This window comes from Streptomyces colwelliae, from assembly GCF_048158785.1.
Classification (GTDB): Bacteria; Actinomycetota; Actinomycetes; order Streptomycetales; family Streptomycetaceae; genus Streptomyces.
In genome coordinates, this window is the sequence record NZ_JBLTJC010000059.1 from 14,902 (window position 1) to 40,075 (window position 25,174).

The 25,174-nt window shown below is 68.4% G+C and carries 24 protein-coding genes and 1 pseudogene; 5 read left to right on the forward strand and 20 right to left on the reverse strand.

The genetic code is table 11. The annotated features are described in order from the left end of the window. Window positions 1–8: 8 nt before the first annotated feature. Genes nuoK through ACNFOC_RS15105 form a run of 11 tightly spaced genes read right to left on the reverse strand, consistent with a single transcriptional unit; the run spans window position 9 to window position 10,842 of the window. Entirely contained in the window at window positions 9–308 is a 300-nt protein-coding gene (nuoK, locus tag ACNFOC_RS15055) for an NADH-quinone oxidoreductase subunit NuoK (protein WP_016437642.1), read from the reverse strand. Next, window positions 305–1,150 carry an NADH-quinone oxidoreductase subunit J gene (locus ACNFOC_RS15060; RefSeq protein ID WP_416959618.1) on the reverse strand — a complete coding sequence of 282 codons (846 nt, stop codon included), beginning with the start codon at window positions 1,148–1,150 and terminating at the stop codon, window positions 305–307. The genes nuoK and ACNFOC_RS15060 overlap by 4 nt, the downstream gene beginning before the upstream one ends. After that, on the reverse strand, window positions 1,147–1,785 hold the full coding sequence (gene nuoI, locus ACNFOC_RS15065) for an NADH-quinone oxidoreductase subunit NuoI (protein ID WP_416959619.1): 639 nt from the start codon (window positions 1,783–1,785) through the stop codon (window positions 1,147–1,149). The genes ACNFOC_RS15060 and nuoI overlap by 4 nt, the downstream gene beginning before the upstream one ends. Continuing rightward, window positions 1,778–3,148, reverse strand: coding sequence for an NADH-quinone oxidoreductase subunit NuoH (gene nuoH, locus ACNFOC_RS15070; protein WP_416959620.1), 1,371 nt, complete (start codon window positions 3,146–3,148; stop codon window positions 1,778–1,780). The genes nuoI and nuoH overlap by 8 nt, the downstream gene beginning before the upstream one ends. Next, on the reverse strand, window positions 3,145–5,649 hold the full coding sequence (locus tag ACNFOC_RS15075; protein WP_416959621.1) for an NADH-quinone oxidoreductase subunit G: 2,505 nt from the start codon (window positions 5,647–5,649) through the stop codon (window positions 3,145–3,147). The genes nuoH and ACNFOC_RS15075 overlap by 4 nt, the downstream gene beginning before the upstream one ends. Next, a complete protein-coding gene (gene nuoF / locus ACNFOC_RS15080) occupies window positions 5,646–6,992 on the reverse strand; it encodes an NADH-quinone oxidoreductase subunit NuoF (RefSeq protein WP_416959622.1) in 1,347 nt (448 codons plus the stop codon). The genes ACNFOC_RS15075 and nuoF overlap by 4 nt, the downstream gene beginning before the upstream one ends. Beyond that, window positions 6,992–7,843 (reverse strand): NADH-quinone oxidoreductase subunit NuoE, encoded by an 852-nt coding sequence (gene nuoE / locus ACNFOC_RS15085; RefSeq protein WP_416959623.1) that lies wholly within the window; start codon window positions 7,841–7,843, stop codon window positions 6,992–6,994. Before nuoE ends, nuoF begins: the two co-directional genes overlap by 1 nt. Continuing rightward, entirely contained in the window at window positions 7,840–9,177 is a 1,338-nt protein-coding gene (locus ACNFOC_RS15090) for an NADH-quinone oxidoreductase subunit D (protein WP_416959624.1), read from the reverse strand. Before ACNFOC_RS15090 ends, nuoE begins: the two co-directional genes overlap by 4 nt. Beyond that, complete coding sequence (locus tag ACNFOC_RS15095) at window positions 9,174–9,917, reverse strand: NADH-quinone oxidoreductase subunit C (RefSeq protein ID WP_416959625.1); 744 nt, start codon at window positions 9,915–9,917, stop codon at window positions 9,174–9,176. Before ACNFOC_RS15095 ends, ACNFOC_RS15090 begins: the two co-directional genes overlap by 4 nt. Further along, window positions 9,914–10,468, reverse strand: coding sequence for a NuoB/complex I 20 kDa subunit family protein (locus ACNFOC_RS15100; protein ID WP_007383964.1), 555 nt, complete (start codon window positions 10,466–10,468; stop codon window positions 9,914–9,916). Before ACNFOC_RS15100 ends, ACNFOC_RS15095 begins: the two co-directional genes overlap by 4 nt. Before the next feature lie 14 nt (window positions 10,469–10,482). After that, window positions 10,483–10,842, reverse strand: coding sequence for an NADH-quinone oxidoreductase subunit A (locus ACNFOC_RS15105; RefSeq protein ID WP_007383963.1), 360 nt, complete (start codon window positions 10,840–10,842; stop codon window positions 10,483–10,485). A 745-nt stretch (window positions 10,843–11,587) separates the two neighbouring features. Between ACNFOC_RS15105 and ACNFOC_RS15110 the strand changes: the two genes are divergently transcribed. Together ACNFOC_RS15110 and def are read left to right on the forward strand one after the other, a co-directional pair. Continuing rightward, window positions 11,588–12,397, forward strand: a complete 810-nt coding sequence (locus tag ACNFOC_RS15110; protein ID WP_416959626.1) for a C40 family peptidase — start codon at window positions 11,588–11,590, stop codon at window positions 12,395–12,397. A gap of 204 nt (window positions 12,398–12,601) precedes the next feature. Beyond that, the gene (def, locus tag ACNFOC_RS15115) at window positions 12,602–13,228 is read left to right on the forward strand and encodes a peptide deformylase (RefSeq protein WP_416959627.1); all 627 of its coding nucleotides are present in this window, start codon (window positions 12,602–12,604) and stop codon (window positions 13,226–13,228) included. A gap of 24 nt (window positions 13,229–13,252) precedes the next feature. Here def and ACNFOC_RS15120 read toward each other — a convergent pair whose 3' ends face one another. Further along, on the reverse strand, window positions 13,253–14,536 hold the full coding sequence (locus tag ACNFOC_RS15120; RefSeq protein ID WP_416959628.1) for a geranylgeranyl reductase family protein: 1,284 nt from the start codon (window positions 14,534–14,536) through the stop codon (window positions 13,253–13,255). A gap of 97 nt (window positions 14,537–14,633) precedes the next feature. Here ACNFOC_RS15120 and ACNFOC_RS15125 point away from each other — a divergent pair, with 97 nt between their 5' ends. Further along, window positions 14,634–15,140, forward strand: a complete 507-nt coding sequence (locus tag ACNFOC_RS15125) for a GNAT family N-acetyltransferase (protein WP_416959629.1) — start codon at window positions 14,634–14,636, stop codon at window positions 15,138–15,140. A gap of 120 nt (window positions 15,141–15,260) precedes the next feature. Beyond that, window positions 15,261–15,572: a PASTA domain-containing protein gene (locus ACNFOC_RS15130; protein WP_416959630.1), complete on the forward strand. Its 312-nt coding sequence runs from the start codon at window positions 15,261–15,263 to the stop codon at window positions 15,570–15,572. 43 nt (window positions 15,573–15,615) lie between these two features. Here the strand turns inward: ACNFOC_RS15130 and ACNFOC_RS15135 are convergent, their stop codons facing one another. From ACNFOC_RS15135 to ACNFOC_RS15150, 4 genes are all read right to left on the reverse strand, one after another. After that, entirely contained in the window at window positions 15,616–16,311 is a 696-nt protein-coding gene (locus ACNFOC_RS15135) for a demethylmenaquinone methyltransferase (RefSeq protein WP_416959631.1), read from the reverse strand. 93 nt (window positions 16,312–16,404) lie between these two features. Continuing rightward, window positions 16,405–17,790, reverse strand: a complete 1,386-nt coding sequence (locus ACNFOC_RS15140; RefSeq protein WP_416959632.1) for an acyltransferase family protein — start codon at window positions 17,788–17,790, stop codon at window positions 16,405–16,407. Next, entirely contained in the window at window positions 17,790–20,222 is a 2,433-nt protein-coding gene (locus tag ACNFOC_RS15145; RefSeq protein ID WP_416959633.1) for a bifunctional polysaccharide deacetylase/glycosyltransferase family 2 protein, read from the reverse strand. The genes ACNFOC_RS15140 and ACNFOC_RS15145 overlap by 1 nt, the downstream gene beginning before the upstream one ends. 19 nt (window positions 20,223–20,241) lie before the next feature. Then, complete coding sequence (locus ACNFOC_RS15150) at window positions 20,242–20,550, reverse strand: hypothetical protein (protein WP_416959634.1); 309 nt, start codon at window positions 20,548–20,550, stop codon at window positions 20,242–20,244. A gap of 402 nt (window positions 20,551–20,952) precedes the next feature. Between ACNFOC_RS15150 and ACNFOC_RS15155 the strand changes: the two genes are divergently transcribed. Then, a complete protein-coding gene (locus ACNFOC_RS15155) occupies window positions 20,953–21,990 on the forward strand; it encodes a chitinase (RefSeq protein ID WP_416959635.1) in 1,038 nt (345 codons plus the stop codon). Window positions 21,991–22,061: 71 nt separating this feature from the next. Here the strand turns inward: ACNFOC_RS15155 and ACNFOC_RS15160 are convergent, their stop codons facing one another. From ACNFOC_RS15160 to ACNFOC_RS15175, 4 genes and pseudogenes are all read right to left on the reverse strand, one after another. After that, entirely contained in the window at window positions 22,062–22,475 is a 414-nt protein-coding gene (locus ACNFOC_RS15160) for an imidazolonepropionase-like domain-containing protein (protein ID WP_416959636.1), read from the reverse strand. A 7-nt stretch (window positions 22,476–22,482) separates the two neighbouring features. Beyond that, complete coding sequence (mqnC, locus tag ACNFOC_RS15165) at window positions 22,483–23,682, reverse strand: cyclic dehypoxanthinyl futalosine synthase (RefSeq protein ID WP_033282491.1); 1,200 nt, start codon at window positions 23,680–23,682, stop codon at window positions 22,483–22,485. 89 nt (window positions 23,683–23,771) lie between these two features. After that, window positions 23,772–24,383 carry an A24 family peptidase gene (locus tag ACNFOC_RS15170; protein WP_416959637.1) on the reverse strand — a complete coding sequence of 204 codons (612 nt, stop codon included), beginning with the start codon at window positions 24,381–24,383 and terminating at the stop codon, window positions 23,772–23,774. Between the two features lie 14 nt (window positions 24,384–24,397). Continuing rightward, window positions 24,398–25,174 (reverse strand): annotated as a pseudogene (locus tag ACNFOC_RS15175) (serine/threonine protein kinase); the annotation flags it as partial.

A 25,174-nucleotide genomic window follows, 5' to 3' on the forward strand; every position in this document is an offset into this window, starting at 1 on the left:
GCGACCCCTCAGAGCTTCATCAGGCTGGCGTCGTCGACCGAGGCCGAGTGGCGGGAACGGAACAGCGACACGATGATCGCGAGCCCGACCACGACCTCCGCGGCGGCGACGACCATCGTGAAGAAGGCGATGACCTGACCGTCGAGGTTGCCGTGCATCCGGGAGAAGGTGACGAACGCGAGGTTGCAGGCGTTCAGCATCAGCTCGATGCACATGAAGACGACGATCGCGTTCCGCCTGATCAGCACGCCGGTGGCGCCGATCGTGAACAACAGGGCGGAGAGATAGAGGTAGTTGACGGGGTTCACTTCGACGCCTCCTCGGTCCGCTTGAGGTTCGCCGGCTCGATCACGGTCCGCTCCAGGCGCTCCTCGGCGCGCTGCTCCAGGGCCCGCAGGTCGTTCAGCGCCTCGCTGGACACGTCGCGGATCTGGCCGCGGTCACGGAGCGTCTTGCTGACCGTGAGCTCGGACGGGGTGCCGTCGGGCAGCAGGCCCTGGACGTCCACCGCGTTGTGCCGGGCGTAGACACCCGGGGCGGGGAGCGGCGGGAGGTGCTTGCCCTCGCGGACGCGCTGTTCGGACAGCTCGCGCTGGGTCTTGGGCCGCTCGGTGCGCTCGCGGTGCGTGAGCACCATGGCGCCGACGGCGGCCGTGATCAGCAGGGCGCCGGTGATCTCGAAGGCGAACACGTACTTCGTGAAGATGAGGGTGGCCAGGCCCTCCACGTTGCCGTTCGCGTTGGCGGTACCCAGGCCGTCGAACTGCGTGATCGAGGCGTTGCCGATGCCCGCGAACAGCAGGATGCCGAAGCCGAGCCCACAGAGAAGGGCCAGCCAGCGCTGGCCCTTGATGGTCTCCGTCAGGGAGTCGGCGGCCGTGACGCCGACCAGCATCACCACGAAGAGGAACAGCATCATGATCGCGCCCGTGTAGACGACGATCTGCACGATGCCCAGAAAGTAGGCGCCGTTGGCGAGGTAGAAGACCGCCAGGATGATCATGGTCCCGGCGAGGGAGAGCGCACTGTGCACTGCCCTCTTCATGAGGACGGTGGACAGGGCGCCGATCACCGCGACCGTACCGAGGACCCAGAACTGGAAGGCCTCTCCGGTGGAGGTGGAGTAGGCGGCGGCGAACTGTGCGCTCATGCCTCCACCCCCTCTTCCTTGGCCGCGCCCGAAGGGCTTGCCAATGGATTCAGTTCGCCCTTGGATACGGCGACCTGGGGCACCGTGCCGGGCGCGGCCTCCGTCACCAGGCCCCGGTAGTAGTCCTGTTCGTCCATCCCCGGGTAGATGGCGTGCGGGCTGTCGACCATGGTGTCTTCGAGCCCGGCCAGCAGCTGTTCCTTGGTGTAGATGAGGTTGGCGCGGCTGCTGTCCGCCAGCTCGAACTCGTTGGTCATCGTCAACGCGCGCGTGGGGCACGCCTCGATGCACAGGCCGCACAGGATGCAGCGGGCGTAGTTGATCTGGTAGACGCGGCCGTACCGCTCGCCCGGCGAGTAGCGCTCCTCGTCGGTGTTGTCGGCGCCCTCCACATAGATGGCGTCGGCGGGGCAGGCCCAGGCGCACAGCTCGCAGCCGACGCACTTCTCCAGGCCGTCCGGATGGCGGTTGAGCTGGTGCCGTCCGTGGAACCGGGGGGCTGTGGTCTTCTCCTGCTCCGGGTACTGCTCGGTCAGCCGCTTCTTGAACATGGCCTTGAAGGTCACGCCGAAGCCGGCCACGGGGTTCTGGAAGCCGGGCTTCGGCTGCCCGGTCTCCTTTGGCTCCTCAGCCATCGGACGCCTCCTTTCCATCCAGAGATCCGTCACTGCCAGTGTCCGACCCACCACTGACAATCAACTCCCGCTCGCGGCGCGAGGCCCGTCGCGGCACCGGCGGCAACTCCTGTCCCGGCAGCGGCGGTACGGGGAATCCACCCGCCATCGCGTCGAACCCGACGGGTTCCTCGGCGGCCCGCGCGTCGTCGTTGGCCTTCTGGCGGAACATGTCCGCGATGAAGGACAGCAACAGCAGGACGAGCACACCGCCGCCGATGTAGAGGGCGATGTCGGCGAAGTCGTAGTTCTCGTTCTTCAGGGTCCGCACGGTCGCGACGAGCATCAGCCAGACGACGGAGACCGGGATGAGGACCTTCCAGCCGAGCTTCATCAACTGGTCGTAGCGCACGCGCGGGAGGGTGCCGCGCAGCCAGATGAAGAAGAAGAGCAGCAGCTGGACCTTGATGACGAACCAGAGCATCGGCCACCAGCCGTGGTTCGCGCCCTCCCAGAAGGAGCTGATCGGCCACGGGGCCCGCCAGCCGCCCAGGAAGAGCGTGGTCGACACCGCGGAGACCGTCACCATGTTCACGTACTCGGCGAGCATGAAGAGCGCGAACTTGATGGACGAGTACTCGGTGTTGAAGCCGCCGACCAGGTCGCCCTCGGACTCCGGCATGTCGAAGGGGGCGCGGTTGGTCTCGCCCACCATCGTGATGATGTAGATGATGAAGGAGACCGGCAGCAGGATGATGTACCAGCGGTCGTGCTGTTGTTCAACGATCGTCGAGGTCGACATCGACCCGGAGTAGAGGAACACCGAGGCGAACGCGGCGCCCATCGCGATCTCGTAGGAGATCATCTGCGCGCAGGAGCGCAGGCCGCCGAGCAGCGGGTAGGTGGAGCCGGAGCTCCAGCCGGCGAGCACGATGCCGTAGATGCCGACCGAGGCGACCGCGAGGATGTAGAGCATCGCGATCGGCAGATCGGTGAGTTGCATCGTGGTGCGGTGGCCGAAGATCGACACCTCGTTGTCGGCGGGCCCGAAAGGGATCACCGCGATCGCCATGAAGGCCGGGATGGCCGCGACGATCGGCGCGAGGACGTAGATCACCTTGTCCGCGCGCTTGACGATCAGGTCTTCCTTGAGCATCAGCTTCACGCCGTCGGCGAGCGACTGGAGCATGCCCCAGGGGCCGTGCCGGTTGGGGCCGATGCGCAGCTGCATCCAGGCGACGACCTTGCGTTCCCAGACGATCGAGAACAGCACGGTGATCATCAGGAACGCGAAGCAGAACACCGCTTTGACGACGACCAGCCACCAGGGGTCGCGGCCGAACATGGAGAGGTCTTCGGCAGCGAGGTACGGGTACGGGCTCATGCCTCCACCTCCTTGGGGGCCTCGCCCGCGGGCGTGGCCGGGCCGATGCGGACGAGTGCGCCGGGCAGCACCCCGGTGTCGGAGGCGACGCCCCCGCCGGTGGAGTTCAGCGGCAGCCAGACCACCCGGTCGGGCATCTCGGTGATCCGCAGCGGGAGTTCGACGGTTCCGGAGCCGCCGGTCACGGCGAACACGTCGCCGTCCTTGACGCCCGCCTCGGCGGCCGTGGCGGCCGACACACGCGCGTGGGCGGCGTGGCGGGTACCGGCGAGTGCTTCGTCGCCCTCCTGGAGCGCGCCCTGGTCGAGCAGCAGCCGGTGCCCGGCGAGCACGGCCTCCCCGGCGGCCGGCCGCGGCAGCACACCCGCGGTCTCCAGCGGATCGCTGGCCCGCGGCCCGTCCCAGGCACCCAGCCGGTCCAACTCCGCGCGCGTGGTGCGCAGATCGGGCAGCCCCAGGTGTACGTCCATGGCGTCGGCCAGCATGTGCAGCACGCGCGCGTCGGTCGGTGCGAGGGTGCGGGTCATCTGGTCGGGCTTGAGCGCGGCGTCGAAGAAGCGGACCCGGCCCTCCCAGTTGAGGAAGGCGCCCGCCTTCTCGGCGACCGCCGCGACCGGGAGAACCACGTCGGCGTGCTCGGTGACCTCACTGGGCCGCAGTTCGAGCGACACCAGGAAGCCCACTTCGTGCAGTGCCGCACGCGTGCGTGCCGGATCGGGCAGGTCGCCCGGCTCCACACCGGCGACGAGCAGCGCCCGGAGTTCACCACCGGCGGCGGCCTCGACGATCTGGCCGGCGTCGCGGCCGTAGCGGTGCGGGAGTTCGGCGACGCCCCAGGCGACGGCGACCTCGTCACGCGCGCGTGGGTCGGTGGCCGGACGTCCGCCCGGCAGCAGCGACGGCAGCGCGCCCGCCTCGATCGCACCGCGCTCCCCGGCCCGGCGCGGAATCCACACCAGCCGGGCACCGGTCGCGAACGCGGCCCGTACGGCGGCGGTGAGACCACCGGCGACGGCGGCCAGCCGCTCGCCGACGACGATCACCGCGCCCTCGCCGCGCAGCGCCTCGGAGGCGCGGGCGCCGTCGTCCTCCAGACCGAACCCGCTGGCGAGCGCGTCCAGCCACTCGGTCTCGGTGCCGGGAGCGGCCGGCAGCAGGATGCCGCCCGCCTTCTCCAGGCCGCGCGTGGCGTGGGTGGCGAGCGAGAACACCCGCTGCCCGTGCGTGCGCGAGGCCTTGCGCAGCCGCAGGAAGACGCCGGGCGCCTCCTCCTCGGACTCGAACCCGACCAGCAGAACGGCGGGCGCCTTCTCCAGGGAGGTGTACGTGACGCCGTTGCCGTCGAGGTCCCGGCCGCGTCCGGCGACCCGGGCGGCCAGGAAGTCGGCCTCCTCGCTGCTGTGCACGCGCGCGCGGAAGTCGATGTCGTTCGTGTCGAGCGCCACGCGCGCGAACTTGCTGTACGCGTAGGCGTCCTCGATGGTGAGCCGACCGCCGGTCAGGACACCGGTCCGGCCCCGCGCGGCCGACAGTACCTGCGCGGCGGCCTCCAGGGCCTCCGGCCAGGACGCGGGCTCCAGGACGCCGTCCGCGTTGCGCACCAGGGGCGTCTGAAGCCGGTCGCGCTGCTGCGCGTACCGGAAGCCGAAGCGCCCCTTGTCGCAGATCCACTCCTCGTTGACCTCGGGGTCCACGGCGGCCAGGCGCCGCATGACCTTGCCGCGCCGGTGGTCGGTGCGGGTCGCGCAGCCGCCGGAGCAGTGCTCGCACACGGAGGGCGTGGAGACCAGGTCGAAGGGGCGGGAGCGGAATCGGTACGCCGCCGAGGTGAGCGCGCCCACCGGGCAGATCTGGATGGTGTTCCCGGAGAAGTACGACTCGAAGGGGTCGCCCTCACCGGTGCCGACCTGCTGGAGCGCGCCCCGCTCCAGGAGCTCGATCATCGGGTCGCCCGCGATCTGGTTGGAGAAGCGGGTGCAGCGGGCGCACAGCACGCACCGTTCGCGGTCGAGGAGCACCTGGGTGGAGATCGGGAGGGGCTTCTCGTAGGTCCGCTTCCTGCCGTCGAAGCGGGACTCGGCGTTGCCGTGGGACATCGCCTGGTTCTGCAGGGGGCACTCGCCGCCCTTGTCGCAGACCGGGCAGTCCAGGGGGTGGTTGATGAGGAGCAGTTCCATCACGCCGTGCTGGGACTTCTCCGCGACGGGCGAGGTGAGCTGGGTCTTGACGACCATGCCGTCGGTGCACGTGATCGTGCAGGACGCCATCGGTTTGCGCTGGCCCTCGACCTCGACGATGCACTGGCGGCAGGCGCCGACCGGATCGAGGAGAGGGTGGTCGCAGAACCTCGGGATCTCGATGCCGAGTTGCTCGGCGGCGCGGATGACCAGGGTGCCCTTGGGCACGCTGATCTCGGCGCCGTCGATCGTCAGCGAGACGAGATCCTCGGGCGGGACCGCCGCCTCTCCCCCACCCGAGGGAGCGCTCGTGGTCACCGTCATGCGTTCACCTCCGTGCGGTCGGCCCAGGCCGTGGACTTGGCCGGGTCGAAGGGGCAGCCCCGGCCCGTGATGTGCTGCTCGTACTCCTCGCGGAAGTACTTGAGCGAGGAGAAGATCGGCGAGGCGGCGCCGTCGCCGAGGGCGCAGAAGGACTTGCCGTTGATGTTGTCGGCGATGTCGTTCAGCTTGTCGAGGTCGGACATGGCGCCCTTGCCGGCCTCGATGTCGCGCAGCAACTGCACGAGCCAGTACGTCCCTTCACGGCACGGTGTGCACTTGCCGCAGGACTCGTGGGCGTAGAACTCGGTCCAGCGGGTGACGGCACGCACGACGCAGGTCGTCTCGTCGAAACACTGCAGAGCTTTGGTGCCGAGCATGGAACCCGCGGCACCCACTCCTTCGTAATCAAGAGGGACGTCGAGGTGCTCGTCGGTGAACATCGGCGTGGAAGACCCGCCCGGCGTCCAGAACTTGAGGCGATGCCCGGCCCGGATGCCGCCGCTCATATCGAGCAGCTGGCGGAGTGTGATGCCGAGCGGCGCCTCGTACTGACCGGGGCTGGTGACATGGCCGCTGAGCGAGTAGAGCGTGAAGCCCGGAGACTTCTCGCTGCCCATCGACCTGAACCATTCCTTGCCTTTTTGCAGAATGGCGGGAACTGACGCGATCGACTCGACGTTATTCACAACAGTCGGGCACGCATAGAGGCCCGCGACCGCAGGGAAAGGGGGACGGAGCCGCGGTTGACCACGGCGGCCTTCGAGCGAGTCGAGCAGCGCGGTCTCCTCACCGCAGATGTACGCGCCCGCGCCCGCGTGCACGGTGAGCTGGAGGTCGAGTCCGCTGCCCAGGATGTTCTCGCCGAGGTAGCCCGCGTCGTACGCCTCGCGTACGGCCTCGTGCAACCGCCGCAATACGGGGACGACTTCACCACGCAGATAGATGAAGGCATGCGACGACCTGATGGCATAGCACGCGATGACAATGCCCTCGATGAGGCTATGCGGGTTCGCGAACAGGAGCGGGATGTCCTTACAGGTTCCCGGCTCCGACTCGTCGGCGTTGACAACTAGATAGTGTGGTTTTCCATCCCCTTGGGGAATGAATTGCCATTTCATTCCGGTGGGGAAGCCGGCGCCACCGCGACCGCGCAGACCGGAGTCCTTCACATACGCGATGAGGTCGTCCGGCGACATGGCGAGCGCCTTGCGGAGCCCCTCGTATCCCTCGTGCCTTCGGTACGTGTCCAGAGTCCAGGACTCGTCCTCGTCCCAGAAGGCCGACAGCACGGGTGCGAGCAGCTTCTCGGGGCTGTGGTCTTTCAGTTCGGGTGCCAAGGTCATCACTCCCCCTCCTCGGCGACAGGCCCCGCCGGGTGGGCGGGGTCGGAGGCCGACGTGTCCTGCGGCGCATCGTGCGAACTGAGGTGCTCGGCCGTCGGCGACTGGTCCTGCGGAGCACCGGAGCCCCGCGGATGGACCACGCGCGCGGGTGCGGTCTCTCCCCTGGCCAGGCGGAGGCCCACCAGCGACGCGGGTCCCGCACCGCCACTTGCCTCGACGGCCCCGGGCCGCTCGTCGGGGAAGCCGGCGAGGATCCGCGCGGTCTCCTTGAAGGTGCACATCGGCGCCCCGCGCGTGGGCTCCACGGGTGCGCCCGCGCGCAGGTCGTCGACGAGGCGGCGGGCGCTGGCCGGGGTCTGGTTGTCGAAGAACTCCCAGTTGACCATCACCACCGGCGCGAAGTCGCAGGCCGCGTTGCACTCGATGTGCTCCAGGGTGACCTTGCCGTCGTCGGTGGTCTCACCGTTGCCGACGCCCAGGTGCTCCTGGAGCGACTCGAAGATCGCGTCGCCGCCCATCACCGCGCACAGGGTGTTGGTGCAGACCCCGACCTGGTAGTCACCGCTCGGCCGGCGCCGGTACATGGAGTAGAAGGTCGCCACGGCGGCGACCTCGGCCGTCGTCAGACCCAGCAGGGTCGCGCAGAACTGCTGCCCTGTGCGCGTGACATGACCTTCCTCCGCCTGCACGAGATGCAGCAACGGCAGGAGGGCCGAGCGGGAGTCCGGGTAGCGGGCGATGATCTCCCGCCCGTCGGCCTCCAGCCGGGCCCGGACGTCGTCCGGGTAGGCGGGCGCGGGCAGTTGGGGCATGCCCAGACTGACGCCCTGCTCCGAAGAACTGGTGGTCACCGGTCGACGCCTCCCATCACGGGGTCGATGGACGCGACGGCGACGATGACGTCGGCGACCTGGCCGCCCTCGCACATCGCCGCCATGGCCTGAAGGTTGGTGAAGGACGGGTCCCTGAAGTGGACCCGGTAGGGGCGGGTGCCTCCGTCGGACACGGCGTGCACTCCGAGTTCGCCCTTGGGCGACTCGACCGCCGCGTACGCCTGTCCCGCCGGCACGCGGAAGCCTTCGGTCACCAGCTTGAAGTGGTGGATCAGGGCCTCCATGGAGGTGCCCATGATCTGCTTGATGTGGTCGAGCGAGTTGCCCAACCCATCGGGCCCGAGCGCGAGTTGGGCGGGCCAGGCGATCTTCTTGTCGGCGACCATGACCGGGCCGGGCTGCAACCGGTCCAGGCACTGCTCGACGATCCTCAGCGACTGGCGCATCTCCTCCAGGCGGATGAGGAAGCGGCCGTAGGAGTCGCAGGTGTCGGCGGTCGGGATGTCGAAGTCGTACGTCTCGTAGTCGCAGTACGGTTGCGCCTTGCGCAGGTCGTGCGGCAGGCCGGTGGAGCGCAGGATCGGGCCGGTCGCGCCGAGGGCCATGCAGCCGGCCAGGTCGAGGTAACCGACGTCTTGCATACGGGCCTTGAAGATGGGGTTCCCGGTGGCGAGCTTGTCGTACTCGGGAAGGTTCTTCTTCATCTTCTTCACGAACTCGCGGATCTGGTCCACCGCGCCGGGCGGCAGGTCCTGGGCGAGTCCGCCGGGGCGGATGTACGCGTGGTTCATCCGCAGGCCCGTGATGAGCTCGTAGATGTCGAGAATCATTTCACGATCACGGAATCCGTAGATCATGATCGTGGTGGCGCCGAGTTCCATCCCGCCGGTGGCGATGCACACCAGGTGGGAGGACAACCGGTTCAGCTCCATCAGGAGCACCCGGATGATCTTCGCCCGCTCGGTGATCTGGTCCTCGACGCCGAGGAGTTTCTCGACGGCGAGACAGTAGGCGGTCTCGTTGAAGAAGGACGTCAGATAGTCCATGCGCGTCACGAACGTGGTGCCCTGCGTCCACGTGCGGTACTCGAGGTTCTTCTCGATGCCTGTGTGGAGGTAGCCGATGCCGCAGCGGGCCTCGGTGACCGTCTCGCCGTCGATCTCCAGGATCAGACGGAGCACACCGTGCGTGGAGGGGTGCTGGGGCCCCATGTTGACGACGATGCGCTCGTCGTCGGCCTTGGCCGCGGACTGGACGACCTCGTCCCAGTCGCCACCGGTGACCGTATATACGGTGCCCTCGGTGGTCTCGCGCGCGGAGGCGGCGGAGGCGGATGCTGACTGCGTGCTCACGAGTACGACCTCCGCTGGTCCGGAGCCGGGATCTGGGCGCCCTTGTACTCGACGGCGATGCCGCCGAGGGGGTAGTCCTTGCGCTGCGGGTGGCCCGGCCAGTCGTCCGGCATCATGATCCGCGTCAGGGCCGGGTGACCGTCGAAGACGATGCCGAAGAAGTCGTACGTCTCGCGCTCGTGCCAGTCGTTGGTCGGATAGACCGAGACCAGGGACGGGATGTGCGGATCACTGTCCGGGGCGCTGACTTCGAGGCGGATCAGCCGGTTGTGGGTGATCGAGCGCAGGTGGTAGACGGCGTGCAGCTCGCGGCCCTTGTCGTGCAGGTAGTGGACCGCGCTGACGCCGGTGCAGAGTTCGAAGCGCAGGGCCGGGTCGTCGCGCAGGGTCTGGGCGACGCGCAGCAGATGCTCGCGCTCGATGTGGAAGGTGAGTTCGTCGCGGTCGACGATCGTCTTCTCGATCGCGTTGCCGGGGAGCAGGCCCTGTTCCTCCAGGGCGCCCTCCAGCTCGTCGGCGACCTCGTCGAACCAGCCGCCGTAGGGTCGGCTCGTCTCTCCCGGCAGGCGGATCGAGCGGACCAGGCCGCCGTAACCGGAGGTGTCGCCGCCGTTGTTGGCGCCGAACATGCCGCGCTGGACGCGGATCTCCTCACCGCCGTCGCCGCGCTGGCCGGGGAGGTTGGAGGCGCCCAGGTCCTTCTCCGGGTTGACTCCGTTGGTGCCGTTCGCGTCACTCACCGCAGCAGGCCCTTCATCTCGATGGTGGGCAGTGCCTTGAGCGCCGCCTCCTCCGCCTCGCGGGCCGCCTCCTCGGCGTTCACACCGAGCTTGGAGGACTGGATCTTCTGGTGGAGCTTGAGGATCGCGTCCATCAGCATCTCGGGCCGTGGCGGGCAGCCCGGGAGGTAGATGTCGACCGGGACGATGTGGTCGACGCCCTGCACGATCGCGTAGTTGTTGAACATGCCGCCCGACGAGGCGCAAACGCCCATGGAGATGACCCACTTGGGGTTCGGCATCTGGTCATAGACCTGCCGCAGCACCGGCGCCATCTTCTGGCTGACCCGGCCCGCGACGATCATCAGGTCCGCCTGGCGGGGAGATCCGCGGAAGACCTCCATGCCGAAGCGCGCCAGGTCGTAGCGTCCGGCGCCGGTCGTCATCATCTCGATGGCGCAGCAGGCGAGTCCGAACGTGGCCGGGAAGACGGACGCCTTGCGTACCCAGCCCGCGGCCTGCTCGACGGTGGTCAGCAGGAAACCGCTCGGCAGCTTTTCTTCGAGTCCCATGAGTTAAAGGCCCCTCAGTCCCATTCCAGGCCGCCGCGCCGCCATACGTACGCGTACGCGACGAAGACGGTGAGCACGAAGAGCAGCATCTCCACGAGCCCGAAAACACCCAGGGCGTCGAAGGTGACGGCCCAGGGGTAGAGGAAGACGATCTCGATGTCGAAGACGATGAAGAGCATCGCCGTCAGGTAGTACTTGATGGGGAAGCGCCCGCCGCCGGCCGGCGTGGGGGTCGGCTCGATGCCGCACTCGTACGCTTCGAGCTTGGCCCGGTTGTACCGCTTCGGACCGATCAGCGTGGCCATGACCACGGAGAAGATCGCAAAGCCTGCCCCGAGGGCTCCCAGTACGAGGATGGGCGCATACGCGTTCACCGCTCCTCGCTCCTCTCAGTCGGCACTGACTGCTGGCGATGGCATCGGGTCCGCTTCCAGCTCACGCGCCGCTCAATCCCCGTTCGTCCCAACGAAGATCGAGAACATGTGAAGCAGGTCACAAGCCCAACTGCCTCGCATCTTATGCCCGGCGCTCTGTGATCTGCGACACGGGGTATTACACAAGCTTTGTGATCTCCACCACCCAGCGAAGGATCATCACGTCGAACGGGCGGCGATCTTCGCACGCGAAGCGTCCAACTGATCACCAGAGGTGACATTTCCGCTCGTCATCGCAGGCCGAGGGCGGCATCTCAATATCAAGAGGCTTCCCTTGCATGCAAATTGGAGTTGGACGCGGCGGCTTGGTAGTGGAAGCCCGTTCACACATCAGAGGGAGGCGCGCGGCACGGTGTGGACGCGTGCACACGTTCACGAAGTCACCCGCCCGCGGTACCCACGCAGGACGCACGCATTCCGGTAACCGTTCCGTGACCTCCGCCACACTCATGAGAGGCGCATGAGAACGGGGCTTGGCCACCCGTCCCAACAGGTGGTAGGCGGCGGGCAATTCGGGCGTACCGACGAAAGACCGTGATCACGGCCCTGATCGGGCAGGTCCGCAATGTCCGTTACGGCGTCAATAAGGAACGACACACCCGGGGTTGATGGTGCCCATTGAACAATTGTGGCGCAGCACACGTTTCTTGAAGGTATGGAGGAGCCCCTGATACCGGTTGGTCTCATGTCCCACACCGCTCACATACGCAGCCATCGGAAACCCCGCCGCAGCGCGACGACGAACATCGCCGTGCGGGCCGGAGTTGCCGGTGGCGTTCTCAGCATGGCGGCGGCTGGTGCAGCCTCGGCCAATGCCGCCGAGACGACGCAGACCCTGCAACTGCCCACCCTGACCGCCGATCTGTCCACACAGGTCGCCCAGTCCGCCGAGGCCACACAGCAGGCCGCGGCGAACTACCAGCTGCAGGCCGAGCGCGACACGGCAGCCGCAAACGCCGCGAAGCAGGCCAAGGCGGACCTCGCGGACGCCAAGAAGAAGGCGGAGGCCAAGAAGAAGGCCCAGGAGGCCGCTCGCAAGGCCGCTGCGGCGCAGGCGGCCTCACGCAGCTCCGAGAGGACCACTCTGGCCTCTACGGCGACCACGAGCGCCTCCACGAGCACCAGCTCGTCGACGGCGACCGGTTCGGCCGCGGCCGTCGTGTCCTTCGTGAAGGCCCAGATCGGCAAGTCCTACGTCCTGGGCGCCACCGGCCCCAGTGCCTACGACTGCTCCGGACTGGTCGGAGCCGCCTTCAAGCAGGTCGGCATCAGCCTGCCGCGTGTCTCCCAGGACCAGTCGACCGCGGGTACTCAGGTGTCCCTGAGCAACCTTCAGGCCGGCGACATCCTGTACTGGGGCAGCGCGGGCAGCGCCTACCACGTGGCGGTGTACGTGGGCGACGGCATGTTCGTCGGCGCGCAGAACCCCTCCACCGGCATCGTGGAGAGGCCCCTGTCGTACGACATGCCGACCGGCGCGGTGCGGGTGCTCTGACACCCGCGCACGACGCCGTGAGCATGGGGCCGCTGCCGCTCGGGGGCAGCGGTCCCCTCGGCGTACCCCGAGGGTGCTCCCGGCCTTCTCTCTACCGGCCTTTCCCTCTACCGGAGTTCGCGGCTCTCCTGAAAGGCTCTCTTCCCAAGGTTCTCAAGTTCGACTGACCGGACAGCCGGACGCCAAACCCGAGGAGAGCAACTCATGCCACGTGTCTTCGTCCAGGGCCGCCCCGTCGACTCCTACCCCCGGCCCGCACCCGAGGCCCGGCGCGGTTCCGTCCGACGCGTCACCGAGGTCGGTGAAGAGGTCCTGCACCGCCCGAGCCGGGACGTCACGGAGTTCGGGCCCGACCTCGCCGCGCTCATCGACGACATGTTCCTCACCATGTACGTCGCCGAAGGGGCCGGCCTCGCGGCCAATCAAGTGGGCGTGGATCTGCGCCTGTTCGTGTACGACTCCCTCGACGACGACGGTGTCCGGCATGTCGGACACATCATCAATCCGGTGCTGGACCCGCTCGACCCGGCCGGGCGCCGGCTGCTCGACGAGGGCGAGGGGTGCCTGTCGGTGCCGGGCGCCGTGATGGACGTACCGCGTCCGGACCGGGCCGTGGTGCGCGGGCTCGACAAGGACGGCGACCCGCTGGTGATCGAGGGCACGGGCTACTTCGCGCGCTGCCTCGCCCACGAGACCGACCACGTCAACGGCCAGGTGTACCTGGACCGGCTCTCCAAGCGGGACCGCAAGGAGGCGCTGCGGCAGGTGGCGGACCGGCGTGACGAGGTGTTCGCCCGCCGGGCCGCCAAGACGAAGGCCCTGACCGCCTGATCACCACCAGGCCCGGACCCACCGCTATGCCTTCGGCGCCACCTTGCTCAGCCCGTTGATGATGCGGTCCATCGCGTCGCCGCCCGTCGGGTCGGTGAGGTTGGCCAGCATCTTCAGGGTGAACTTCATCAGCAGGGGGTGCGTCAGACCGCGCTGGGCCGCGATCTTCATGACCTTCGGATTGCCGATGAGCTTCACGAAGGCGCGGCCCAGCGTGTAGTAGCCGCCGTAGGTGTCCTTGAGGACCTGCGGGTAGCGCTGGAGGGCCAGTTCACGGCTCGCGGGGGTGGGGCGGGCGTGGGCCTGGACGATGACGTCGGCGGCGATCTGGCCGGACTCCATGGCGTAGGCGATGCCCTCGCCGTTGAAGGGGTTCACCAGACCGCCGGCGTCGCCGACCAGCAACAGCCCCTTCGTGTAGTGGGGCTGGCGGTTGAAGGCCATCGGGAGGGCCGCGCCGCGGATCGGACCGGTCATGTTTTCGGGGGTGTACCCCCAGTCCTCGGGCATGGACGCGCACCATGCCTTCAGGACCTCGCGCCAGTCCAACTCCTTGAAGGAGTCGGAGGTGTTGAGGACACCGAGGCCGACGTTCGAAGTGCCGTCGCCCATGCCGAAGATCCAGCCGTAGCCGGGCAGCAGGCGGTCCTCGGCGCCGCGGCGGTCCCACAGTTCCAGCCAGGACTCCAGGTAGTCGTCCTCGTGGCGGGGCGAGGTGAAGTAGGTCCGCACCGCGACGCCCATCGGGCGGTCCTCGCGGCGGTGCAGGCCCATCGCGAGGGAGAGGCGGGTGGAGTTGCCGTCGGCGGCGACCACCAGGGGCGCGTGGAAGGTGACTTCACGTTTCTCGTCGCCGAGCTTGGCGTTGACGCCGGTGATCCGGCCGGTGCGCTCGTCGACGATCGGGGCGCCGACGTTGCAGCGCTCGTAGAGGCGGGCGCCGGCCTTCTGGGCGTTGCGGGCGAGCTGCTCGTCGAAGTCGTCGCGCTTGCGGACGAGGCCGTAGTCCGGGAAGGAGGCGAGTTCCGGCCAGTCCAGCTGGAGACGGACCCCGCCGCCGATGATGCGCAGGCCCTTGTTGCGCAGCCAGCCGGCCTCCTCGGAGATGTCGATGCCCATGGCCACGAGCTGCTTGGTGGCGCGCGGGGTGAGTCCGTCGCCGCACACCTTCTCGCGCGGGAACTCGGTCTTCTCCAGCAGGAGTACGTCGAGTCCGGACTTGGCGAGGTGGTAGGCGGTGGCGGAGCCGGCTGGCCCCGCGCCGACGACGATCACATCGGCGGTGTTTTCGGAGAGGGGCTCGGTCACGGCGGGATCTCCCCAAGTTCGCAATCTGCGTGCCGACCGGCACTGGACATGGGCAGTCTATTCAGCGCCACTGATCACCAGGCTGAAGGGCTGCCCCGTGAACCGAGCTCTCCCCGCAGTACGGCTGCGCGTCCCGACCGACGAGGACGCCGTGGCCTGGCACCGGGCCTTCGCCCACCCGGACGTCATGGAGTTCCACGGCGGCAGAGCCGCGGAGCTGTCCGTCTACGAGGAGCTCACCGCACGCCAGCGCCGGCACGACGCTGAGCGCGGTTTCTGCCTGTGGACGATGCTCGACGACGCGGACCGGGTCATCGGTTTCACCGGCGCCCAGCCGTGGCCGCAGGACTGGGGACCGAAGGGTGAGATCGAGATCGGCTGGCGGCTGGGGCGGGAGTTCTGGGGCCAGGGGTATGCCACTGCGGCCGCGGAGGTGACCCTGGAGCGGGTGCGCGCGGCCGGTGTGCCGAGCGTCGTGGCGATGGTGCTGGCCCGCAACACCCGGTCGATCGCGGTGACGCGGCGGCTGGGCATGCACCTCGCCGAGATCTTCACCACGCCCTCGCGCGAGGAGGAGGGCCACTGCTACCGGCTCGAACTGTAACCCAGAGTAACCATCCGCTACAGAACGACACTTGACGCTTCCGGTCGGGACCGGACCGGGGTTACCCTTCCGGTACCGCTGGGGGTGACATCTGTGCGCATAACGCCCAAAACACCTGAAGTGCGCGTGCCACGGCTCGTCGGCCTGATGGCCGTGGACGCGCGCGAGACGGCCCAGTCGCGCGGGCTGTTCATCAACTCGCCGGACCGGCCCGACTTCCATCTCGCCGTCGTCGACTACGTCGTACGGCAGTACCCGCAGCCCGACGCCGAGGTGCCGCGGGACTCCGTGATCTACGTGTGGTTCGACTTCGGTGAGGGCGACGGCGGGGGCGGTATGCGTGAGCCGCGCATACCCCGGCCGCCGAGCGGCGGGATGCAGCGCGAGCTGAACGAGCCGCCGGGCGACGCGTTCTTCGAGGCGCTCAGGTAGCGGGGGTCGGGCAGCTGACCCCACGCACTCCCCGAAGCCGTACTCAAGCCTGCTTGAAGCCTCGGTGCAGGGCAACGATCCCGCCGCTCAGGTTGCGATAGGCGACCTTCGACCAGCCGGCCTTGCGCAGTCGCTCGGCCAGTGCGGGCTGGTCGGGCCAGGCGCGGATGGACTCGGCGAGGTAGACGTACGCGTCCGGGTTCGAGGAGACGGTCCGGGCGACCGGCGGCAGCGCGCGCATCAGGTACTCGGTGTAGACCGTGCGGAAGGGCGCCCAGGTCGGGTGCGAGAACTCGCAGATCACCACCCGGCCGCCGGGCTTGGTCACCCGGTACAGCTCGCGCAGCGCGGTGTCCGTGTCCTGCACGTTGCGCAGCCCGAAGGAGATGGTCACGGCGTCGAACGTGTCGTCCCTGAACGGCAACTTGGTCGCGTCGCCGGCCGTGAGCGGCAGCCAGGGGTGGCGCTTCTTGCCGACCTGGAGCATGCCCAGGGAGAAGTCGCAGGGCACGACATAGGCGCCGCTGCGGGCGAAGGGGAGGGACGAGGTCGCCGTACCAGCGGCGAGGTCCAGGATCTTCTGCGCGGGGCGGGCGTCGACCGCCTTCGTGACCTCCTTGCGCCATCGGCGGTCCTGGCCGAGCGACAGCACGTCGTTGGTGAGGTCGTACCGTTCCGCCACGTCGTCGAACATCGAGGCGACTTCGTGCGGCTGCTTGTCCAGGGATGCGCGGGTCACGGGCCCATTGTGGCAGTACGGGCCGGGCATCCCGAAGGCGCCCGGCCCGTACTGCCCCCTTTGAAAGAGAAGCTCACGACGTGAAAGGGAATCTCACGACGGCAACAGTCTCGGTTTCTTCTTCGCCGCCACGTCCTCCACCCAGCCGCAGAGCACGATGAAGAGCGCGATGAGGATCCAGCCGATGCCGAACATGAACCACTGGCTGCCCAGCGGCAGCCACTTCTCGAAGGCGGGCACCTTCCAGAACTGGTCGGTCAGCGGCACCGCCAGCACGAGTGCGATCTCGTGCCAGAGATAGATCGTCACGGCCCGGGAGTTGAAGATCGTGACGACCCGGTCGAGCCGCTTGAAGCGGGTCAGCCAGGTGAAGTCGATGTTGAAGTAGGCCTTGGCCCACATCAGCAGCATGACGTAGCCGGCCGACCAGTAGGTCTGGGCGAGCGGGCTCTCGTCCAGGTCGTAGGTGCCGCCGGCCTCGGCCTGGTGCGTGAAGGCGTACCAGCCGCCGAAGACGATCGCGGCGACCGACAGCGTGACCACCAGGAAGGGCTTCAGCTTCTGGAGCACTCCGTCGCGGTGGGCGAAGCCGAGAATCCAGCAGAAGAGGTACGTCGACAGGTCCCAGAGCGCGTTGCCGAAGCGGTTGTCCGGCCCCGCCCACACGAACTTCAGGATCACGATCGGCACGAGCGTCAGCAGCAGCACCGGGATCGGCGCCTTGCGGAAGATCCACAGCAGGACCGGCGACAGCATCACGAACCAGAGATACGTCCGCAGGTACCAGAGGATCTCCCAGGCCTGCATGCCCCAGGCGTTGCCCGGCGGATCACCGACGGGCACGATCCAGAAGACGATCTGCCACCCGGGCATCCAGTCGTGGATCATCATCGCGACGAGCACGAAGAAGCCCCAGAACCAGAACGGCGGCAGCAGCCTCCGCATTCGGCTCTTGACCACCTTGAACGCGGGCCGCTCCAGCGACTTCGCCATCAGCGTGCCGGCCAGCCCGAACATGATCCCCATCGAGGGGAACACCATCCCGCACCAGGCCCACCCGAAGGTGTGGTAGGTCACGACCCGGATCAGCGCGACGGCCCGCAGCGTGTCGAAGTACCGGTCCCGGCCCGCCGGTTTGGGCGCGGGCTTCTCGGCAGCCTCCTCCACGGCCTGCTCGGCCACCGGCTCCGGACCGGTCTCCGGCTCCGTCTCCGGTTCCACCGCGGGCAGCGTCGCCGTCTCTCCTGCGACGGCCGCCCCCGCACCCTGCCCGTAGTCCGTCGCCGCGTACTGCTGCGGATACGGCGGCTGTTGGGGATACGGCTGCTGCTGTTGGGGGTACGGCTGCTGCTGATACGGGTACGGCGACTGGGGCTGGCCGTACGGCTGAGGCTGGCCATGTCCCTCGTGTCCGTAGGGCTGTTGGGGCTGCTGAGGGTGCCCGTAGCCACCGCCGTATCCCTGCTGCTCCCAACTCATCAGCTCGCCCCCGCCGGTGTGCCGACCTCGCCGGTGCGCTTGAGTTTCTGCCAGCGCAGCCGGCCGCCGGTCAGGGCGGTGATGCAGGAGTGGATGAGGACGAGGTACATCATCTGGCGGTAGGCCAGCTGCTGGAGCGGCATCATCAGCAGGTAGCGGTACTTCTCCCGGTCCAGCCTGAACGCGTAGGCCGCGCACAGGAGTTGGATGCCGAGCACCGCGAACCACATCGCCAGGGACGCCCAGAAGTCCACGAAGATCATCGAGTAGACGGTGAAGACGTCGATCAGCGGGGCGAAGACCGGCGTGATGATCTGGAAGATGACCACCAGCGGCATGCCGACCCGGCCGAAGCGGCCCGAAGGACCCTTGTCCGTAAGGGACTTGCGGTGCTTCCACAGCGCCTGCATGGTGCCGTAGGACCAGCGGTAGCGCTGTGACCACAGCTGCTTGAGGGAGGCCGGGGCCTCGGTCCAGGCCTTGGCGTGCTCCTGGTAGACGACCCGCCAGCCCTCGCGGTGCATGGCGATGGTGATGTCCGTGTCCTCGGCGAGCGTGTCCTCGCTCATACCGCCGACCTGGAGGACCGCCTCGCGGCGGAACGCGCCGATCGCGCCCGGGATGGTGGGCATGCAGCGCAGCAGGTCGTACATGCGGCGGTCGAGGTTGAAGCCCATCACGTACTCGATGTGCTGCCAGGCGCCGATGATCGTGTTGCGGTTGCCGACCTTGGCGTTGCCCGCGACCGCGCCCACCTCGGGGTCGGCGAAGGGCTGCACGAGGTGTCGTACGGTGTCGGGTTCGAAGACGGTGTCGCCGTCCATCATCACGACGATGTCGTAACTCGCGCTGCGCACACCATTGTTGAGGGCGGCGGGTTTGCCCGCGTTCTCCTGGCGGATGACCCGGACGTTCGTCATGCCGAAGGAGCGGGCCGCCTCGCGGGCGATCTCGGAGGTGCCGTCCGAGGAGCCGTCGTCGACGACGATGACCTCGATCGGGTGGGTGCTCTTCGCCAGCGACTCAAGGGTGTTGGCGATGCACTCCTTCTCGTTGTACGCCGGGACGATGACGGTCACCGGGCGGGTGACGGTCGGCCCCCAGCTGAACCTGCGTTTATTGCGCTGTCTGTAATGGCGCCGGGCGAGGATCAGCATCATCCCGAAGCGGCTCATGACGGCGACGCCGACGACGGTGAGGCCCGCCGCGAGTCCCGGCACCACCCACTCGGCCACGGTGACGGCGTAGATGAGCGCCTTGCCCTCGTAGAGGGTCATGCCGGTGGCCTCGCGGTGGGCGCCCTGGAGGACCGAAGTCCGCCCGCTGCCCGTGCCGTTGCCGTTGGCTCCCCCGGTGCCGCCTGCCGCGCCCGCGCCGCCGACGGCGGAGTCGACCGGGGTCTGGCCGTTGCCCGCGCCGGTGCCGCCCGTGCCGCCGGGTGCGGCGGACGACGTGGCGGAAGGTGCCGCGGACGGCTGGGCGCCGGCCTCGACGTTGCCGGTGCTTGTCCCGGCGGCCGCGCCCGTGCTCGTGACGGGCCGGGTGGCGTCGTTGTTCTTGGCGATGGCGCCGCTCACGGTGGTGAACGTGTAGCCCTTCGCCTTCATCTTCTCGATGTACGTGGGCAGCGCCTTCATGGTCTGCGAGCGCACACCACCGGCGTCGTGGAAGAGCACCGAGGAACCCGAAGTCCCGGACGGCGTCGCCCACTTGATGATCTTCGCGACGCCGGGCTGCTTCCAGTCGTCGCTGTCGGTGTCGACGAAGACGCTGGTGTAGCCGGAGGCGCCGAGCTTCTTGTAGACGGGGTAGCTGTAGTTGTCGATGGCGTCCGTCTCCGAGGAGTACGGCGCGCGGAACAGCGTCGTCGTGATGCCGGCGGCGCCCGCCAGCGCGAGCTGCGTCTGTTCCATCTCCCGCTTGATACGGGCGTCGCTCTGGTAGGAGAGGTCGACGTGGGTGAAGGTGTGGATGCCCACCTCTTCACCCTGCTCGACCATCTGCTTCACGATGTCCGGGTAGCGCGAGACCATCGAGCCCACCAGGAAGAACGTGGCCGGCACGTCGTACTTCTTGAGGATCTTCAGGACCGTGGGCGTGTAGGTGGGGTTCGGGCCGTCGTCGAAGGTGAGGACGATGGTCTTCTTCGGGATGGTCTGGGTGACCGGCTTGCCGTTGCGGAAGGTCAGGATCGGGCCGCCGTTGAGGACCTTGTCGGGGACCTTGCTGGCGCTCGCGCCGTCCCGCACACGTTCGTCGCCGCCGACTTCCGCGCGCAGGTAGCCGTCGAGCAGCATCACGCAGGTGAGGCCGAGGAGAAGCAGCAGGGCGAGAATCACCCGGGGCCGCTGGAGCGCGGAGGCCTTGCCGGCCGCGCGTTCCATCCGGGTGGGGGCGCGTCGGCGCCCGCGCGAGGGAGTCGTCGTAGTCATGGCTGCGGGGGCGCTCCGGTCAGTGTGCGGTGGCTGAGGAGGACGGCGCCGTACCCGTGGGGGCGCCCGAGGGGATGTCGGTCGGAGCGCCGGTCGGAACACCGGAGGGCGCTACGCCGCCTCTGCCGCCGTTGGGGCCGTAGCCACCACCGGGAGCCGAACCGGCCTGGCCGCCACCGAACGGCAGCAGCGAGGAGGGGTTGATGGAGATGCCCCAGCCCATGAACGCCATGCCGAGTACGAACGCGTACCCGAGGCAGACGGTGCCCATGAGGAGGCCGATCCGGCGCAGCACCTTTGACCGGCGGCCGGAGTTGTCAACGAACACGGGACCTTCTGCGGACCCGTTGCCGGCTTTGCGGCGGCGACCCCGCGCAGAGGCGGGGTTTTCGATGGCGGACTCGGATTGCATTCCCCAGACATTAGGACGCCTTTATGTGACCAAAACTCTGATTCTCTTGTGAGCCCGCCCAGAAAAATGCCGGAACCTGTGCCTTCCCTTAGAGAACCCAGGAAAGGCCTTATGAGTGGCCGGTGTCGGTAGTGTCCCCAATATTCCGATTGGTCGCCCGACTTGACCGTTTCGCGTATCGCTACCCGTGGGTTTCCTATGTTTTATCTGTCTTCGTGAGACACAGCCCCATGTGCTTCATTTAGGCTTCAGAAATCGACTCTGTTTCCATCCTGAGACAGAAATCACCGTCCCCACGCGGAAAGGGTGCATGCTCACATGAGGAGTTTCCTGAAACCGGCGGCCGGGCTCACCTGCTTGTTTGCCCTCGCGGTCACCGGATGCTCCTCGAGCTCCGACGACTCGTCGGACGCGGCCCCATCAGCGACACAGGAGGCGAGTACGACCCCGTCCGCGAGTGCCTCCTCGACGCCCTCGTCGACCACGGCCTACGCGCCGTACGTCAGCGTCACGACCGCCGCCGACATGGACAGCGCGGGGTCCCCGTCGACGTACAACCTCTCCTTCGCCATCGCCAAGGGGAGCACCTGTACGCCGGAGTGGAACGGTACGACCGCGATCGACAACTCGGCCGTGAAATCCCGGGTTTCGGCGCTGAAGACCTCCGGTGCGACCGTCCGGGTGTCCTTCGGCGGGGCGTCCGGCAAGGAGCTGGCGGAGACCTGCACCAGCGCGACGGCGCTCGCGAAGGCGTACGGCGAGGCGCTGGACGCGGCCGGCTCCACGCAGGCCGACTTCGACATCGAGGGCGACGCGCTGACCGACTCCACGTCGGTCGCCCTGCGCTCCAAGGCGATAGCCCTGCTCCAGGAGGAGCGCACCGACCTCAAGGTCTCCTTCACCCTGCCCGTGATGCCGTCCGGTCTCGACTCCGACAGCCTGGCGCTGCTGGAGTCCGCCAACGACAACGCGGTCGAGGTCTCCACGGTCAACATCATGACGATGAACTACGGCGAGTCGTACACCGCTGACATGGGCGACTACGCGATCACGTCCGCTACGGCCACGCACACCCAGCTGAAGAAGGTGTTCGGGTTGTCCGACGCGGGGGCCTGGCAGGGGATGGCGCTCACGTCGATGCTTGGCGTGAACGATGTCTCCGGTGAGACGTTCTCGCTCTCGGATGCGGCGCAGGTGCGGACGTTCGCCGAGTCGAAGGAGATCGCGTGGGTGTCGATGTGGTCGACGTTCCGGGATCAGCAGTGTGAGAGCGGGAGTTCGGATGATGACGCTGCTACCGATTGCAGTGGGGTGACGCAGAGTTCGGGGGCGTTCGGGGAAGCGTTTGCCGGGTGACGGGTGCGTTGCCGGGTGACGGTGCGTCGTGGCTGGTCGCGCAGTTCCCCGCGCCCCTAAAAGACCTGCCCCTAGCGGCGTCTGTGGACTAGCCGCCCTGCACACACTGTTGCGATGCACGAGCCGGCCTCGTCGAATACGGCCAGGTCGGCTCGGCCCAGGTCTACAAGAACTGTAGGGCGTGGGGCGGCCAGGATCACGACATCGTTCCGCTGCGCCGCCGCCCGGAGTTCGGGTGAGTCGACGTGTTCCGCCAGGACAGCCGTGGCACCTGACTTCAGTACGGCGTGGATCCGCTCACGCGGGCTCGGGGCGTCCGGGAGCGGTCCTTCGTGGATGCGGGCGGGGCCCAGCACACCGGGCCAACTCCGCACCCGCGCACCGGGAAACCGCTCCTGGACCTCCGCCAGCGTCCCCACACCCGCGACCCGGGCGCCCTCGACGGCGACGGCACCGCCCTCGTCCGCCGTGTGAATCGTCAGCACAGGCAGGTCAGTTGGCCGACAGGAGCTTCAACTCCGGGTGGGCCGTGCCGCCTTCGATCGCCGTGGACGAGATGTGGGACATCACGCGCTCGTCGACCGGGTCGTTCGCCGGGTCGTCGTGGACGACGATGTGCTCGTACGTCGTGGTCCGCTGGGCGGGGACCCGGCCCGCCTTGCGGATCAGGTCGATGATCTCCATGCGGTTGGAGCGGTGCTTGGCGCCGGCCGAGGAGACGACGTTCTCCTCCAGCATGATCGAGCCGAGGTCGTCCGCGCCGTAGTGCAGGGAGAGTTGGCCGACCTCCTTGCCGGTGGTGAGCCAACTGCCCTGGATGTGGGCGACGTTGTCCATGAAGAGGCGCGCGATGGCGATCATGCGCAGGTACTCGAAGAGCGTGGCCTGCGTGCGGCCCTTCAGGTGGTTGTTCTCGGGCTGGTAGGTGTACGGGATGAAGGCGCGGAAGCCGCCCGTCCGGTCCTGTACGTCACGGATCATCCGTAGGTGCTCGATGCGCTCGGCGTTGGTCTCGCCGGTGCCCATGAGCATGGTCGACGTGGACTCGACGCCCAGGTTGTGCGCCGCCTCCATGATCTCCAGCCAGCGCTCGCCGGACTCCTTGAGCGGGGCGATCGCCTTGCGGGGGCGGGCGGGGAGCAGCTCGGCGCCGGCGCCCGCGAAGGAGTCGAGGCCGGCCGCGTGGATCCGGGTGATGGCCTCCTCGACCGACACCCCGCTGATCCGGGCCATGTGCTCGACCTCGGACGCGCCGAGGGAGTGGATGACCAGCTGGGGGTACGCGCCCTTGATCGCGGCGAAGTGCTTCTCGTAGTACTCGACGCCGAAGTCCGGGTGGTGGCCGCCCTGGAACATGATCTGCGTACCGCCGAGTTCGACGGTCTCCGCGCACCGGCGCAGGATGTCGTCCAGGTCCCGCGTCCAGCCCTTCGCGGTGTCCTTGGGCGCGGCGTAGAACGCGCAGAACTTGCACGCCGTGACGCACACGTTCGTGTAGTTGATGTTCCGCTCGATGATGTACGTCGCGATGTGCTCCGTACCCGCGTACCGACGCTTGCGTACGGCGTCGGCGGCGGCGCCGAGCGCGTGCAGCGGGGCGTCGCGGTAGAGGTCGAGCGCCTCTTCGGGGGTGATGCGCCCGCCCTCGGCGGCACGGTCGAGGACGGACTGGAGCTCGGCCTTCTCGGTCACCGGGAGGTCCCTTTCGTCAAGGGTCGCGGACGGGCAGGTGGTGCTGACGGACCTTGTCAGCCTACGCCAGCGGATTTCCCGCCCCGACCTCAGGCCGTGTACGCGCCGACCAGCAGCCCGAGGAAGGCACCGGCGAGCAGAAACGGGCCAAAGGGGACGACGCCCCCTCGCTTGTCCTTCCGCACCACGACCACGAACCCGCCGTAGAGCGCCCTCAGCAGGAACCCCGCGAAGGCGCCCAGCATCACCGTCGGCCACCCGTACCACCCGAGCACGACCCCCGCCCCGACCGCGAGCTTCACCTCGCCGAGGCCCAGACCACCACCACCGCCACCGTCGCCGCCACCACCACCGGAATCGATACGGCTCAGCGCGAAGTACCCGCCCCCGAGCGCGAGGGCGCCGCGCAGCGCGGTCGTCCAGTCACCGGCGTGCTCGGGCACGAAGGCGACGGCACCGAGGAGGACGAGGGCGGCACCCGCGAGGGGAAGCCCGGCCCTGGGCACCGCCACCGCGACGGGCGCGAGCAACAGCCAGACCGCCAGCTCGGGCCTGATCCCGGTGGCGACGGCGAGGGCGACGCACACCAGCACGACGAGGAGAGCGGTACCGGCACCGCGCCGGCCGACCCGCGCGACGACCGCCCCCGCGCCGGCGCCCCACATCCCCGCGAGGGCGATCAGAAGATGGTCGTAGTCCACTGGACGAATACCGGCTACTCGGCCTTGGACAGCCGCGCGGTCGGGGAGCCCTCGGCGGAACTGTCCGACGCGTACTTGAGGTCGTCGCCGACGGGGGTGAGGGTGACCGTGTGGGCGGCCTGGTTGCAGACGTCGCGGTTCGAGGTCGCGCCCGCGGCCGTCGCGACGAGCCGGGTCTTCGTCACCTGTTTCAGGGTCAGTACGTCGTCGCAGACGCCGCCGAGCTGGTCGGTCTGGCGGAGGATGCCCAACCGCTGCCCCACGCCCACCTTGGCGATCGTGATCCGGAAGGTCCCGTCGGGGAGCGTGCCGCCCAGCGCGGTGCCGTCGCCCTGCCAGGTGCCGAGGTAGGAGTCGGGGATGGACTTGAGCGAGGAGCCGTCGCCCGCGCTCGGCGCGCTGCTCGCCGTGGCGGAGGCCGTGGCGGAAGCCGTGGACGAGGAGGTCGGGATCGCGCCCGCCGAGGAATCCTTGCCCTTGTCGTCCGGCTGCATCCAGTACAGCAGCACCGGCACCAGCGTCACCACCGCCAGCGCCCCGGCGATGGAGAGCGCCACGGCACAACCGACCCTGCGGCCACGCCCGTTGGGGCCGGGAGTCGCCGTGGCGGCGACGGAGACGGAGAGCTTCCCGGGGTGCCGGTCGGAGGCCGGAGGGACGGTGTCGTACGGGGGCGCGTCACGCGGTTCGGGTACGAACCCGGGTGGCCCCGCAGGTGACTTGGGCATCACCGGCGCCGGTCCGAACGCCCCGCCGCCCGCCCCGACCGACGGACTGCTGAACCTGTCTCT